The sequence below is a fragment of the Ruegeria sp. B1 genome (genome assembly GCF_056535885.1).
Genome location: NZ_JBQFJA010000001.1, coordinates 3,834,901 through 3,848,990 on the forward strand (window position 1 = coordinate 3,834,901; position 14,090 = coordinate 3,848,990).

At 59.6% G+C, this 14,090-nt stretch carries 13 protein-coding genes and 1 riboswitch; of the genes, 9 read left to right on the forward strand and 4 right to left on the reverse strand.

The window, feature by feature from the left end; all coding sequences use genetic code 11:
- The first annotated feature begins 18 nt into the window (after positions 1-18).
- The 7 genes from ACR3ES_RS18945 (at position 19) to ACR3ES_RS18975 (ending at position 4,984) form a co-directional block, all read left to right on the forward strand.
- On the forward strand, positions 19-684 hold the full coding sequence (locus ACR3ES_RS18945) for a D-lyxose/D-mannose family sugar isomerase (RefSeq protein WP_170434550.1): 666 nt from the start codon (positions 19-21) through the stop codon (positions 682-684).
- A 143-nt stretch (positions 685-827) separates the two neighbouring features.
- Complete coding sequence (locus ACR3ES_RS18950; RefSeq protein ID WP_170434548.1) at positions 828-1,049, forward strand: hypothetical protein; 222 nt, start codon at positions 828-830, stop codon at positions 1,047-1,049.
- On the forward strand, positions 1,046-1,537 hold the full coding sequence (locus ACR3ES_RS18955) for a hypothetical protein (RefSeq protein ID WP_480424192.1): 492 nt from the start codon (positions 1,046-1,048) through the stop codon (positions 1,535-1,537). Before ACR3ES_RS18950 ends, ACR3ES_RS18955 begins: the two co-directional genes overlap by 4 nt.
- Before the next feature lie 36 nt (positions 1,538-1,573).
- Positions 1,574-1,781, forward strand: a riboswitch (cobalamin riboswitch).
- Positions 1,782-1,880: 99 nt separating this feature from the next.
- The gene (locus ACR3ES_RS18960; protein WP_170434546.1) at positions 1,881-2,237 is read left to right on the forward strand and encodes a DUF1636 family protein; all 357 of its coding nucleotides are present in this window, start codon (positions 1,881-1,883) and stop codon (positions 2,235-2,237) included.
- The gene (locus tag ACR3ES_RS18965; RefSeq protein WP_170434545.1) at positions 2,234-3,010 is read left to right on the forward strand and encodes an ABC transporter ATP-binding protein; all 777 of its coding nucleotides are present in this window, start codon (positions 2,234-2,236) and stop codon (positions 3,008-3,010) included. The genes ACR3ES_RS18960 and ACR3ES_RS18965 overlap by 4 nt, the downstream gene beginning before the upstream one ends.
- 12 nt (positions 3,011-3,022) lie before the next feature.
- Positions 3,023-3,973 (forward strand): ABC transporter substrate-binding protein, encoded by a 951-nt coding sequence (locus ACR3ES_RS18970; RefSeq protein ID WP_480424194.1) that lies wholly within the window; start codon positions 3,023-3,025, stop codon positions 3,971-3,973.
- Positions 3,974-4,984 carry an iron ABC transporter permease gene (locus tag ACR3ES_RS18975; RefSeq protein ID WP_170434543.1) on the forward strand — a complete coding sequence of 337 codons (1,011 nt, stop codon included), beginning with the start codon at positions 3,974-3,976 and terminating at the stop codon, positions 4,982-4,984.
- 41 nt (positions 4,985-5,025) lie between these two features.
- On the opposite strand, the gene ACR3ES_RS18980 is transcribed toward ACR3ES_RS18975, so the two are convergent.
- Entirely contained in the window at positions 5,026-5,919 is an 894-nt protein-coding gene (locus ACR3ES_RS18980; RefSeq protein ID WP_170434541.1) for a LysR family transcriptional regulator, read from the reverse strand.
- A gap of 114 nt (positions 5,920-6,033) precedes the next feature.
- On the opposite strand from ACR3ES_RS18980, the gene ACR3ES_RS18985 reads away from it, so the two are divergent.
- Positions 6,034-7,584, forward strand: coding sequence for a proton-conducting transporter transmembrane domain-containing protein (locus tag ACR3ES_RS18985; RefSeq protein WP_170434539.1), 1,551 nt, complete (start codon positions 6,034-6,036; stop codon positions 7,582-7,584).
- 13 nt (positions 7,585-7,597) lie between these two features.
- A complete protein-coding gene (locus tag ACR3ES_RS18990) occupies positions 7,598-10,009 on the forward strand; it encodes a DUF2309 domain-containing protein (RefSeq protein WP_170434537.1) in 2,412 nt (803 codons plus the stop codon).
- 49 nt (positions 10,010-10,058) lie between these two features.
- On the opposite strand, the gene ACR3ES_RS18995 is transcribed toward ACR3ES_RS18990, so the two are convergent.
- The 3 genes from ACR3ES_RS18995 to ACR3ES_RS19005 all read right to left on the reverse strand — a co-directional run bounded on the left by ACR3ES_RS18995 (position 10,059) and on the right by ACR3ES_RS19005 (position 13,964).
- Positions 10,059-11,204: an iron-containing alcohol dehydrogenase gene (locus ACR3ES_RS18995; protein ID WP_170434535.1), complete on the reverse strand. Its 1,146-nt coding sequence runs from the start codon at positions 11,202-11,204 to the stop codon at positions 10,059-10,061.
- A complete protein-coding gene (locus ACR3ES_RS19000) occupies positions 11,201-12,583 on the reverse strand; it encodes an aldehyde dehydrogenase family protein (protein WP_170434533.1) in 1,383 nt (460 codons plus the stop codon). The genes ACR3ES_RS18995 and ACR3ES_RS19000 overlap by 4 nt, the downstream gene beginning before the upstream one ends.
- A gap of 94 nt (positions 12,584-12,677) precedes the next feature.
- The gene (locus ACR3ES_RS19005) at positions 12,678-13,964 is read right to left on the reverse strand and encodes a glutamine synthetase family protein (RefSeq protein ID WP_480425515.1); all 1,287 of its coding nucleotides are present in this window, start codon (positions 13,962-13,964) and stop codon (positions 12,678-12,680) included.
- Positions 13,965-14,090: the final 126 nt, after the last annotated feature.

Below are 14,090 nucleotides of genomic sequence, written 5' to 3' on the forward strand. Positions count from 1 at the left end.
TTGCGAGGGGGGGGTACAATGAAGCGATCCGACATCAACCGCATCAAAACCGAGGCCGAGGCGTTCATCAAATCCTTCGGCGCTGTCCTGCCCCCGTTTGCCTATTGGTCGCCCGACCAGATGCGCAGTGCGCAGGCGTCAGGCATTCGCGACCGCGGCCTAGGTTGGGACATCACCGACTATGGACAAAGCAAGTTCGATGAGCTTGGCCTGTTCCTGTTCACACTGCGCAACGGAAACGAGAAAGACCTGAGCCAGGGACGCGGGATGTTGTATGCGGAAAAACTGTTGATATCCCGCGATAAACAGCTGTCTCCGATGCACCGCCACATCGTTAAGGCCGAAGACATCATTAACCGAGGTGGCGGCGATCTGGTGATGGAAATCTACGCGTCTGACTCAAAGGGCGGGATTGATCGCGAAACGCCGATCGTGGTTCCAAGCGACGGTTGTCCCGTTGCCATTCAACCCGGCGAACACCTGCGCCTGAAACCTGGACAGAGCGTAACACTGATGCCCGGTGTTTGGCATGCGTTCTGGGCGGAACGCGGCGATTGCCTGATTGGTGAGGTGTCGACCGTCAACGACGACCGCACCGATAACGTTTTCGAAGATCCGATCCCGCGTTTTGCCACCATCGAGGAAGATACCGAGCCGGATTTTCTACTCGTTTCGGACTACTGATCGCGACCGGTGCACCAAGTTCTGCGGTGCGATCATTTTGACCATTGCATTTTCTGACTGTTTTTGTCAGATACCGCCTGACCCAGTCAGATCCTTTGGAATCACGCCCGGTCACTGCCCCGGAACCGATGGATGATTTGACGATGACAAAGTCTCTAACAGACCTACTGGCCATGGATACAGTTGCCAGCCGCTACGGATGTGCGTTGAAACCCAAACTGCGTCAGGCCATCGAGGCGGATATCAGGTTCCCGGTCCACGCAGCCTCGCCCCGACCTGTCGAAGCCGTCGACCAGAATAACCTGCCAGAAAATGTGCACGGCCTGTTCGGCCTGGCCAATAAAGCCGAAAGGAAAAGCGCGTGAAACTTTCAGCGGACATTTCTACAAAGCTGGATGAATTTGAGTTCGACGATTTCGAGCGCGGACTGTTGCCGGTCATGCGTCATTTCATACTCAGTTTGGAAGACCCCGAGACCCAAGCGTGGCAGCACGCCTATTCCATCGCAATAGAACGCTGGGGGCAGGATCAGGGTCTGAACCTTGCGCATCTGGTGTTTAAGATCGTCAAAGCGACACTGCACTGCCGCCCCGATGGTCTGGCCTTTAACGATCCTTTGAGCGTCGACGACAGATTGGCTGTCACCTGCGACGAGTTCGCCCTGCTGAAGATGCTGCACTATATGCGGCGCGACGAAACACCGGACGCGCGCGATGCGGTTGGTCAGGTCACAGGCGGGTATCCGGACGCGCATCTGATTCAGGCCGGTCTGACGCTCGCAAACCGGTTTCCGACGAACAACAGCCGAAGAACAGGTTCGGCCCGGCGGCCCGTTCTGCGCGTGGTGCGCTAGCTCACTCACCAAACGCTTGACAAGTCTTATGACACCAGACTAGCTGACTCCGATGGTTCCCGAAGGATGACCGGAGGGATGAAAATGGGAATACGGTGCGGCGCCGGATAGGCGCCAAGGCCGTGACTGCCCCCGCAACTGTAAGCGGAGAGCGACGCCATATCACCACTGGCACCCAATGCCGGGAAGGTTGGCCAAGCAATGACCCGCAAGTCAGGAGACCTGCCATCAGATGTTCAACCAACCCGGGGCGGGGTGTCCTGGAAGGAGGCTTTGATGGCACATTTTTGTGCAAACATTGTTCGCACCTTCTGTCCGCTCGTGGAAACAGGCGGAGCGGACAATGACGGACACTCCTGATCATTTCGTCCTGATCTGCTCGACCTGCCAGGGGCCGATACCAGCGGACATTGCCAAGGCTGTTCTGGATGCGGCGTTGCCTGCACGGTACGAAACACGCCTGATCCGCTGTATGGCGGGATGCGCCCGACCGATGACCGTGGGTGTGCAGGCTGTGGGCAAGGCGCAGTACCTGTTCGGCGATATTGAGACCCAAGCGGACCTGAAGGCGGTGGTCGCATTTGCGCATCAGTTTGGCGACTGCGCCGATGGCTGGACCAGCGCGTCGGATCGTCCGCCTGCGCTGTTTTACAAAACGCTGTCGCGGATGCCCCGCCTACCGGTGGGGGGGAAGGCATGAGCTTTCTGGTCGCCGAAGATCTGGAGTACTTTGCGCTGAACGGAGATGTGCTGCTGCAGGATGTCTCGTTCACACTGGACGAAGGCGCGGTGTTGGCCATCGCCGGGCCCAACGGTGCCGGCAAGACAACCTTGCTGAACTTGCTCTGCGGCGTCGAACGTATCGCCCTTGGGGACGTGCGCATTCGTGGGCAAAGCCTCCGCACACTGACAGCCCAGCAAAGGGCACGCGCCATTGCCGTGGTCAGCCAGCAGGAGTTTCCGGACGGACGGTTGCGGCTGCGTGACTATGTGGCGTTAGGACAGATACCCATCAAAGCCGACAAATCGGCAGCGGACCACAAAGAAGCGCTGGACCGCGTTCTTGTGACGACCGAACTGACGCATCTGGCCGAAAAACCGATGACACGCTTGTCGGGTGGGGAAAAACAGCGGGCGCATATCGCGCGCGCTCTGGCACAGAACCCCTCGTTGCTGTTTCTGGACGAACCGACCAACCATCTGGACCCGGATGCCAAGGGGCACATGTTGTCTCTGATTGCAGATCTGGGGATCACGGTCGTTATGATCGTGCACGATCTGGTCATGATCCCGGAATTTGCCTCACACGTCGCGCTGATGAAATCCACGCGTCTGACCGGGTTCGGACCGGTTGGTGAGGTGCTGACCCCGGACCGTGTCCGCGAGACCTTTGGTGTCGACTACCTGTGCTTTACCCATGAAGGCCGCGTGATCCCGGCCCTCGATATCCGAAAACGAAAACTGTCATCCTAACAGGAGCTTACTATGATGCAGAAACTCTGGTCCGTGGCCTTGGTCACCGGCTTCGCGACCGGCGCGGCAGCGCACGACGTGACCGTCGACAATTGCGGCGAACCTTTGGTGTTTGAAACCAAGCCCGAGCGGGTTGTTGTTCACGACATGAACATGACGGATATGGCCTTTGCCCTGGGCCTGCAGGATCAGATCGTGGGGCTGACCGGGATCACAGGCTGGTACAAGACCAGCGCGGATTTTGACACCCTGCGCGGAGACATCCCGGAACTTGCTCCGAAATACCCAACCGTTGAAAATCTGGTTGCGGTTGAACCCGATCTGTTTTTTGCCGGCTGGTACTATGGGATGAAACCGGGCGGCGACGTGACGCCGGATACCCTGGCCCCGTTCGGTATCAAGACAATGATCCTGACCGAAAGCTGCGTGCATCTGAACAAGGATCGCCCCGAAGCAAGCATGGATCTGCTGTTTGACGATGTCCTGCGTCTGGGTCAGGTCATGCATGTTGAAGACAAGGCCGAAGCTCTTGTTTCGGGCTGGAAAGACCAGCTGTCCGCCATCGAAACCAAAACCGCCGACCTGGCCAAGCCCCGTGTCTTTCTGCTGGACGGACCGGCAGATGCACCATTTACGGCCGGTAAGTTTGCCATTCCAGACGCGATGATCGCGGCCGCAGGCGGGGAAAACGTCACCCATGATCTGGATACCAGCTGGGGCCGCACGTCATGGGAGGCCGTAGCTGCCTCAAATCCCGAGTTTCTGGTCTTGCTGGACTACCAGACCGGCAATGGCGCTGCGGATACGTTTAAATTCCTGCAAGAACATCCTGTGATGTCGCAGACCGATGCGGTCAAAAACGAACGCTGGATCGGTTTGCGCTACGAGGAACTAACACCCGGACCGGCAAACATCGACGCCATCGAGAAAATGGCGCAGGCCATGCATCCGGATATGAACTAAATGGGCCTGACAGGTCGATTGAGTGTGATGGGGGCGGTCGTTTTGACCGCCCTTGTTCTGCTGTCCACGATTTATGGCACAACGCCAATCCCGATTTCGGACGTGTTCACCGCCGTCGGGCTGGGTATTGGCCTCAGCGATGGTGAGATGTCGCCTCTGCACCGGATCGTGTTCGATCTGCGCCTGCCACGCGCGTTGTTTGCAGCCATTATCGGGGCCGGACTGGGGGTTGTTGGTGTGGTTCTGCAAACCACAACGCGCAACGATCTGGCGGACCCGTTCCTGTTCGGGCTGTCCTCGGGCGCGGCGGCAGGGGCGGTTCTGGTAATCACCGTGACCGGCGACATACTGGGGATTTGGACTCTGCCCATTGCAGCCTTTTGTGGCGGGCTCATCGCCTCGGGCATCGTGCTGGCCCTTGTCCAAAGCCTGCGGACAAGCGCGCCGGAAAAGCTGATCCTTGCAGGGCTGGCGGTGTCTTTTCTGTTCTCAGCGATTACCAACTATCTGATCTTTGCCGGGGACAGTCGCGCGGCGCATTCGGTGATTTTCTGGATGCTGGGCGGGCTGGGCCTTGCCAGGTGGGAAACTTTTCCGCTCGTCTTGGCCGGGCTTGTGCTGATCCTGAGCTATGCGCTGTATCGCAGCCGGTGGCTGGATGCGCTGCTGACCGGGGACTTTACAGCCGCCACACTCGGGATTCCCGTCCAGGGATTACGTTTCCGGATGTTCTTTGTTGCGGCCCTGGCAACCGCAACCTTTGTCTCGGTGGCGGGTGTTATCGGGTTTGTGGGGTTGATGGTGCCCCATATCGCGCGCGGGATTGCCGGAACGTTGCATCGTAACCTGTTGGTGGCCTCGGCCATTGTCGGGGCGGTGCTGCTGACCCTGTCCGATATCCTGTCCAGGCTGCTTTTGGCACCACAGGAGTTGCCCGTTGGTGTGGTAACCACATCCATCGGGTCGCTTTTTGTGTTCATGTACTTGTACAGGTCGGCCCGCAAGGCGTGAGGAAATCAAGGTCGTCGGAATTGCTGCCGCCAATAATTACCTCAAGGGGTCTGGTCCAGCACACCGGTGCTGTCCGCCAATAGCTGTTGAACCAGTGGATTGGGAAAGCGGCGCCGGAACGTCACCGCATGGAAGTTTTCCTTGATGCGCGGATGCTCTTCCGCTTCGAGCAACCGGCCGGATAACAACTCGTCCTGCACAACAATCGGGGCAACCAGCGCCAGCCCGATATCTTCGCGCGCCAGCAGGCGCATCATGGCCATGTCATCAACCTCGGCGGCGATTTGCGGGCGGACCGACATGCGGCTGGCCATGGCGTCAAATGCGGTACGAACGCTGTTATTCATCGTTGGCAAAATGAAAGGATGCGCCCCAAGCAGCTCTTTGATCGGGCGTTTGGGATCCAGCCGCGCAGGCGTGCCAACAATGCTGACCGGTTGCTCGGCGATGTGATGCGTCTCAAAATTCGTCAAACTGTCGCTTGCCGGTTCATGGTTCATCAGAACGAGATCAAAATTCAACGTCTCTAACCCACTGAGCAGCTCGCTGGGACTGCCAGAGCGCAGTATCACCTCAACATCCGTGCGAGCCAAAATGGGTCGCAGAAACCCGATCTGAAAGTTTCGCGACAGCGTGGCTTGCGCACCGACCCGCAGCGCCTGTCTTGCGTTGCCGGTGTCCTGCAATGTGGCCACAAGCTCTTGACCTGTCGCGAAAATTGCGTCGGCATGATCGAGCGCAATATGCCCCGCCTCGGTCAGATGCAACTTGCGGCCGCGGCGTTCGAACAGGGGATGACCCAGACGTTCCTCAAGCTCCTTGATCTGAACGGACAGCGCGGATTGCGACAGGTTCAGACGTTCAGCGGTGCGCGTCAGGTTCCCTTCATGCGCGACGGCCCAGAAATAGCGGAGGTGATGATAGTTTAATGGCATATCATTCTATTTAATAGAACAATAACCGCCAAACAATGAATTTTTCACAAGCCTATCACCACAGTATGTCCTAAAAACGGGCGCGCCAGCCCGCATCTGAATGGGACACACACGATGATCTACCTGTTTCTTCCACTCCTGAGCCCGCTGATCTTGCTGGCCTCAGCTTATTATGCCAGCCGCCATCCCGGCCTGCGCCCCGGTCTGGTTCCAAAGCTCTCCGAGTGGGCAGCCGTGGCTGCGTTGGCCGTGGCCGCTTTGTCCGGCTTGATGCTGATCCTGCATGGGTCAGGCACATCTGCTCTGATCGGGCTGTGGGGCGTTGGCCTGTCGGTGCGTCTGGATGCGGTCAGCGCGATCATGCTGGTTTTGGTCAGTTTCATCGGTTGGATCGTTCTGCGGTTCTCGGCAACCTATATGGACGGCGAGGCCCGGCAGGGTGCGTTCACCGGTTGGATGTCCGTGACGCTCGCCGCGGTTCTTTTGCTCGTCATGTCCGGCAATCTCGTGCAACTGCTGGCGGCCTGGATTGTGACCAGCCTTGCCATGCACAAGCTGCTGCTGTTCTACCCGGAACGGACCACTGCCCGGCGCGCGGCGCGCAAAAAGGCCGTGGTGGCACGGATCAGCGAGGTGTCTTTGGCTCTGGCCGTGCTGTTGCTGATCCTGACTTATGGAACGACCGATATCTCGACGATCCTGTCTCAGGCACAACCCAACGCCATGACGGTTGTCGCCGCCTTTTTAATCGCGCTGGCCGCAGTGATGGCCTCGGCCCAGTTTCCGGTCCACGGGTGGCTGACCGAAGTGATGGAAGCGCCCACCCCTGTATCCGCGTTGCTGCATGCCGGCGTCATCAATGCCGGTGGCTTTCTGCTGATCCGCTTTGCAGACATTATGCTTGCGGCACCCGGGATCATGGCCCTGCTGGTGATGCTGGGCGGGTTCACTGCCCTGTTTGCCGGGCTGGTTATGCTGACGCAACCGGCGGTTAAAACATCGCTGGCCTGGTCCACCATAGCGCAGATGGCCTTTATGGTGATGCAATGCGGTCTGGCCCTGTTTCCGCTCGCGCTGCTGCATATCGCGGCACACTCGCTCTACAAAGCGCATGCCTTCCTCAGCGCCGGTGAGGCCGTCCGCAACGTCGCCGCGATCAAACGCCCCGGTCCTGTTGCCGTTCCAAGCGCGCGCAATGTAATCCAGGCCTTTGTCATCGGCATCCTGATCTATGGTGTGGTTGCAGCGGTGTTCGGAATTGACGGAAAGTCGATCCAGGCAATTGTTCTGGGCGTGATCCTGATCTTTGGCGTGGCCTACCTGCTAGCGCAGGGTTTTGCCGACGCAGCCCCCGGCGCCCTGACCCGTCATACCGTGGTCTATGCCAGCGTCACATCGGTCAGCTATTTCCTGCTGCAAATGGCCGCCCAATACCTGACGGCAGGGACGCTGCCTGCGACCCCCGCGCCCGGACCTTTGGAATGGGCCCTAATGATCCTGGCGCTGATCAGCTTTGGTGCCGTCGCGCTGGCGCAAGCCACCTTCCCGCTTTGGGCCTCACACCCGGCGGCGGCCGGGCTTCGGGTGCACCTGTCGAACGGGCTTTACGCAAACGCAATCTTTGACCGGCTTCTGGACGGATGGTCCAAGCCTCGGACCGTGTGAAAAGGGATCAGACATGTATATGAAACACGAAAGCTACCCCGCTGCCCTGCTGGAGCTGGTCGCGATTGCCGATGACGCAGTCCGGCAGATCCCCCCACTGTTTCCGCTTGCCTCGAACGTCGCCGTGAACCCGTTTCTAGGGCAGTCGGATGAGACCCTTGCCATCACCGCAGCGCGTCTTGGCCGGGTGTCCGGCACGCGCATCACACCTGAAAGGGCTATCTTTTCTGAAAGGGTCAAATCAGGAGAAATTCTGGACGCTGATCTGGCCGAGGCCCTGTCCAATGTCGAGAGCCGGTTTGACTCCCCCGATCTGGAGGACATAAAAGCAGCCATTGAAACCGAGCCGACGCCGGCGGTCGCCTTGCGAACCGTCGCTGATCTGGCAGCCGACGTGTCCGGTGTTGACTGGCCCGGCCTCATCGAAGAGCGGATCGGAGCCTGGGCAGCCAGTCACTTTGATCAGGGTCAGGCCCTGTGGCAACCCAGCCGCACTGGCGGCGCCTTTAGCGCCTGGCGTGAGTTCGCGTCTCGCGATCTGACACTGGAAATTCATGGGCTAAAAGGGTTCGGCGCCTATGTTGCAGCCACCAACCGGTCGCCCTGGCGGGCGATTGGCAGGGCATCCGAGACGCTTGGGGTCACACCCGAAGCTGCGGAAACCGCGTTTCATCGCTGGCTGATTACGCTGGGCGGTTGGGCTCAGTACGCGCGCTACCTTTTGTGGCAGGCCGAGCTCAACAACCAGACCGACACCACAGCAAACGAGCTTCTGGCGATCCGGCTGGTTTTCGAAGAAGCGCTGTTCGAGCTGTACCGCGACCAGATTGCCGCGCGCTGGTCTGAAACCATCGCTCAGCATGAGGCTCCGATAACGCCAACGCGGGATCTGGTGATCGATGCGTTGTTACAGGACGCCGCCGAGCGCGCGCAACAGCGCAAGCTGGCGCAAACCCTGTCCGAAGGCCAACCGCGTAGGGCCGAGGGCCGCCCGCTGGTGCAGGCCGCCTTTTGCATCGATGTGCGGTCCGAAGTGTTCCGCCGGGCGCTCGAAGCGCAGGATGGCGGGATCGAGACCATTGGTTTCGCCGGATTCTTCGGTCTGGCCAGCGCACACAAATGCGCCGGGTCCGATGTGACTGAATTGCGCGGTCCGGTTTTGCTGCAAGCCAATGTGACCTCGACGGCGGCCGAAGACACACAATCTGATCTCAGCCGCCGGTACACCGCGCGGGCCAAACGCGCCTGGGGTCGGTTCAAACTGGCCGCGGTGTCGTCTTTTGCCTTTGTCGAAGCCACGGGCCCCGTTTATGCGGGCAAACTGTTGCGCGACGCGCTGGCCACAGGAAAAGGCGCGGCCAAGTTCGATCCGGCACCGCGCCTTGACCCCTCGGTCGACCTGCAAACGCGCATCGACTCAGCCAAGGCCATTCTGGGTGCAATGTCTCTGACACGGGATTTTGCCCGCATTGTCATGTTGGCGGGGCATGGCGCGGATGTGACCAACAATCCGCACGAAAGCGCCCTGCAATGCGGCGCGTGTGGTGGCCACGCCGGGGACGTCAGCGCCCGTCTGCTGGCCGGTTTGCTGAATGAGAGTGCTGTGCGCGACGGGTTGCGGGAACATGGCATCGATATTCCCACCGACACACTGTTTCTGGCGGCCATGCACCACACGACAACGGATGCTGTGACCCTGTTCGATCAGGACCACCCGACCGATGTCTGGTCGCAGGATATTGCCAAGCTCACAGGTTGGCTAAAGACCGCAGGGCGTCTGACGCGGGCCGAACGCGCGCTCCGGTTGCCGCGCGCCGGTAGCGCCGAGGACATTGCCCGCCGCGCCGTCGACTGGGCCGAACTGCGTCCGGAATGGGGCCTGGCAGGCTGTCGGGCATTCATTGCAGCGCCACGTGCGCGGACCGATGGAACCGGACTGGCCGGTCAGTCCTTTCTGCACAGCTATGACTGGCGTGCGGACGAGGGCTTTGGCGTATTGGAACTGATCATGACCGCGCCGGTCGTTGTCGCCAGTTGGATCAGCCTGCAATACTACGGGTCGACCGTGGCACCCGGCCTGTTTGGGGGCGGCAACAAACTGCTGCACAACGTCGTGGGTGGCGTTGGCGTTGTCGAAGGCAACGGAGGTGCCCTGCGTCCAGGGCTGCCATGGCAATCCGTGCACGATGGCGAACAATTCCAGCATGACCCATTGCGCCTGTCCGTCATCATCGAAGCGCCACGCGACGCGATGAACAACATTTTGAAGAAACACTCAGGAGTGAAGGAGCTGTTCGACAATCGTTGGCTGCACCTGATCGCGATGGACGAAAACGGCGATCTGGCGTGGCGTTACAGCCGCGATCTGGAATGGATCCCAATACAGCGGCAGGCCGGCCGCGAAAGCGCCATAGCAGCCGAATAGTTCTGAACTCCAGAACGGGCCCGGTGCGGTGCGCCGGGCCTTTTCAGTGTTACAGGGCGGCCCGGAACAGGGCGGTCAGATTGTCTTTGTTCAAGTCAATCGGATTACCGCCGCAGGACGGATCAGTTACGGCCCCCTGAACAAGTTTGGGTACAGATTCTTCCGTCACACCCAATTCAGACAGGCGCCGGGGAATACCCAGCGCATCGTTGAACTCCTGCACAAAGCGCCGGAACCCGTCAAAGCCCCCATCGATACCCAAATATGCGGCCGCCGACTGGAACTTATCGGCGATGGCGAGCGCGTTGAACTCCAATACAGCAGGCATGCAGACCGCGTTGGTCGTGCCGTGATGGGTGTTGAACACGGCGCCGACCGGATGACTCATCGCGTGGATGGCACCCAGACCCTTTTGGAAGGCCGTCGCCCCCATCGCCGCCGCGCTCATCATCTGGGCCCGGGCTTCGATATCGGTGCCATCAGAATAAGCGCGCGGCAGATAGTCCTTGACCAGCCGCATGCCCTCCAACGCGATGCCTTGAGACATCGGGTGGTAGTGCGGGCTGGAATACGCCTCGACACAGTGGGCAAAAGCATCCAACCCGGTGCCTGCGGTGATGAATTTCGGCATACCCACCGTCAGTTCCGGGTCACAGATCACCACTGTCGGCAAAACTTTGGGGTGGAAAATGATCTTCTTGGCGTGCGTTTCCGAGTTCGTGATGACACTGGCACGCCCCACCTCCGAACCTGTTCCCGCCGTCGTCGGCACTGCGATAATTGGCGCAATCACATCCGCATTCGCGCGCGTCCACCAGTCGCCGATATCTTCAAAATCCCAAACGGGCCGCGTTTGACCCGCCATAAAGGCAACCATCTTGCCCAGATCCAGCCCCGAGCCGCCGCCGAATGCGATCACCCCGTCATGACCACCCGCCTTATAGGCCGCTACACCGGCATCAAGGTTCTTTTCGTTCGGGTTGGGGTCCACATCGCTGAACAGACCCCGGCCCAGACCGGCAGCCTCCATGATGTCCAGCATCGCCGTGGTGATCGGCAAATCCGCCAGCCCCTTGTCTGTCACCAGCAGAGGGCGCTTTATCCCAGCCGCCGCACAGGCCTCGGGCAGTTCCTTGATGCGGCCAGCGCCGAACTTGATCGCGGTCGGGTAGGACCAGTTTCCAACAAGGCTCATGATGTCACCTTCTTCAGATGGTAAGATTTGGGTCGAGTCAGGTTGTGATACCCGATGGCCGAAAGGCCGCCGCCCCGCCCGGTATTCTTGCAGCCGGTCCAGCAGAGACCGGGGTCCAGATAATCGGCCCGATTCATGAAGACAGTGCCGGTTTCGATCTGATCCCCTACGCGCGCGGCCCGGTCCACATCGCGTGTCCAAAGGCTGGCGGTCAGGCCAAACGCGCTGTCATTCATGAGCGCAATGGCTTCGTTGTCCGAGGATACCTTCATGATGCCCACAACAGGCCCAAAGCTCTCATCCCGCACCACCCGCATGTCGTGGCTAACGTGGGTCAGGATTTGGGGCGTCAGGTAAGCGCCGCCATCATCCTCAGCGAATGTCTCGATATGAGCAACGGCGCCTGCCGCAACCGCCTCGGAAATCTGCGCCCGTACTTCGTCAGCAAAACGGACGTTGGCCATCGGACCCAGTGTCGTCTCGGGGTCTAGCGGATTGCCCAGCTTATAGCCCTGCACAATCTTGACCGCCTTCGCGACGAAGGCGTCATAAAGGCTCTCATGCACATAAATCCGCTCAATCCCGCAGCAGCACTGGCCTGAATTGAACATCGCCCCGTCGATCAGCGTCTCCACGGCGGCATCCAAATCGGCATCCTCCATCACATAGCCCGGGTCCTTGCCGCCCAACTCGGTGCCAACACCGGTAAAGGTGCCCGCCGCCGCGCGTTCCATCGCCTGACCGCCGCCGACGGAGCCTGTGAAGTTCACAAAATCAAACGCGTTGCCCGCGATTAGGTCATTGGTCACACTATGGCTAAGGAAGACATTCTGAAACACGTCCTGCGGCACACCCGCTGAATGGAAGGCCTTCGCCATGCGTTCGCCAACCAGCAAGGTCTGTGTGGCGTGTTTCAAAATCACTGTATTCCCGGCAATCAGCGCGGGCGCCACCGTATTGATCGCGGTCATGTAAGGGTAGTTCCAGGGCGCAACCACAAAGACCACACCATGCGGGATGCGTTTGATGTACCTTTTGAAGGTTTCATCCTCACCCACGACAATATCAGCCAGCGCGCTCTCGGCAATCTCCGCCATATAGCTGGCGCGCTCGTTGAAACCGCCAAACTCACCGCCATACCGCACCGGGCGACCCATCATATGCGCCAGTTCAGGCACGATCTCGTCATTCATCGCGCCAACAGCGGCGACACCTGCAATGACGAGATCAACACGCTCCTGTAACGGCCACGCCGCCCAATTCGCCTGAGCCGCGCGCGCCCGCTTAGCCACCTCAAACGCGGCATCCTGAGACAGCGCCTCACGTTCGGCAAAAACCGATCCATCGATCGGCGAGATACATTGCAACACCTGCCCCATATGCACTCCATTCTCCAAACAAGTAGGATCCCTGCTTCATCTGGCTGAAAACATCCCGGGGGTCTAGGGGCAGAGCCCCCAGCCTGAGCCAACCTCAAGCCCGTTCAAACCCCCGGGCGACCTCCCAATCCGTTACCACACGCTCGAATTCTTCGATCTCAACCTCGGCCGCACGCACGTAGTGATCGACCACCTCATCTCCCATGGCCGCACGCAACATCTTGGACCCCTGCAAAGCCTCCCGAGCCGCGCGCAGGCTTTGCGGGATCAGGCCGGTGTCACCCTTGTAAATGTCGCCACTGGCTGGCGGCTGCAATTCCAGCCCCTCCTCGATACCTGCGATCCCGGCGGCAAGCATCCCGGCCAGCACCAGATACGGGTTCATGTCCGAGCCGGGGATGCGGCATTCGACGCGCACGGCCTTGGTCCCGTCACCGCATAGCCGGAACCCCGCCGTTCGGTTGTCCACCGACCAGATAGTGCGCGTCGGCGCAAAACTACCCTTCACGAACCGCTTGTAGCTGTTGATGTAAGGGGCCATGAAATAGGTGTAATCGGCCGCATATTTCAACAGACCGGCCATGTAACTTTTCATCAGGGCTGACATGCCAAGCTCATCCGCCGGATCATAGAAGGCAGGCCGACCATCGGCCCACAGCGACTGATGCACATGCGAGGAACTGCCGACCTTGTCGTGATGCCATTTCGGCAGGAACGTCGCCGCGTGGCCATGCTGCCAGGCGATCTCTTTCACCGCGTTCTTGGCGATTGAGTGATATTCGGCCGTGTCCATCGCCGGCGCGTATTTGATGTTCAGCTCTTCCTGCCCGGTCTCCGCCTCACCTTTCGAGTTCTCGATCGGAATTCCGGCATTCCAAAGATGATTGCGGATCGGCCGCATCACATGCTCTTCCTTGGTGGTCTGCAGGATGTGGTAATCTTCGTTGTAGCCCGAGATCGGCTCCAGATCGCGGAATCCGTCCTTGCGGATCTGATCAAAGCTCTTTTCGAACAGAAAGAACTCCAACTCGGTCGCTGTCATCGCATCGTAGCCCATGGCTCTTAACCGCTCGACCTGTTTCTTCAGCACTGACCGGGGTGCGTGCGGCACTTCGGCATGCGTGTGGTGATCCAGAACATCGCACATCACCATCGCTGTTCCATCGAGCCAGGGCACGGGGCGCAGCGTGTCCAGATCGGGTTTCATGACGTAATCGCCATATCCCCGCTCCCAACTGGTCGCGGCGTAGCCATCCGGCGTCCCCATCTCCAGGTCGGTGGCCAGCAGGTAGTTGCAGCAATGGGTTTCTTCCCACCCGCCATCGACGAAATGCGCCGCATGAAACCGCTTGCCCATTAACCGGCCCTGCATGTCCACCATACAGACCAGAACCGTGTCTATCTCACCCTCGGAAACCTGGGTTCTGAGATGCTCAAATGTTAAAAACCCCGTCACAATGCCTCCTCCCCGATCACAATGTCCCCGACGCCGGTTCAAGCGGCGCCA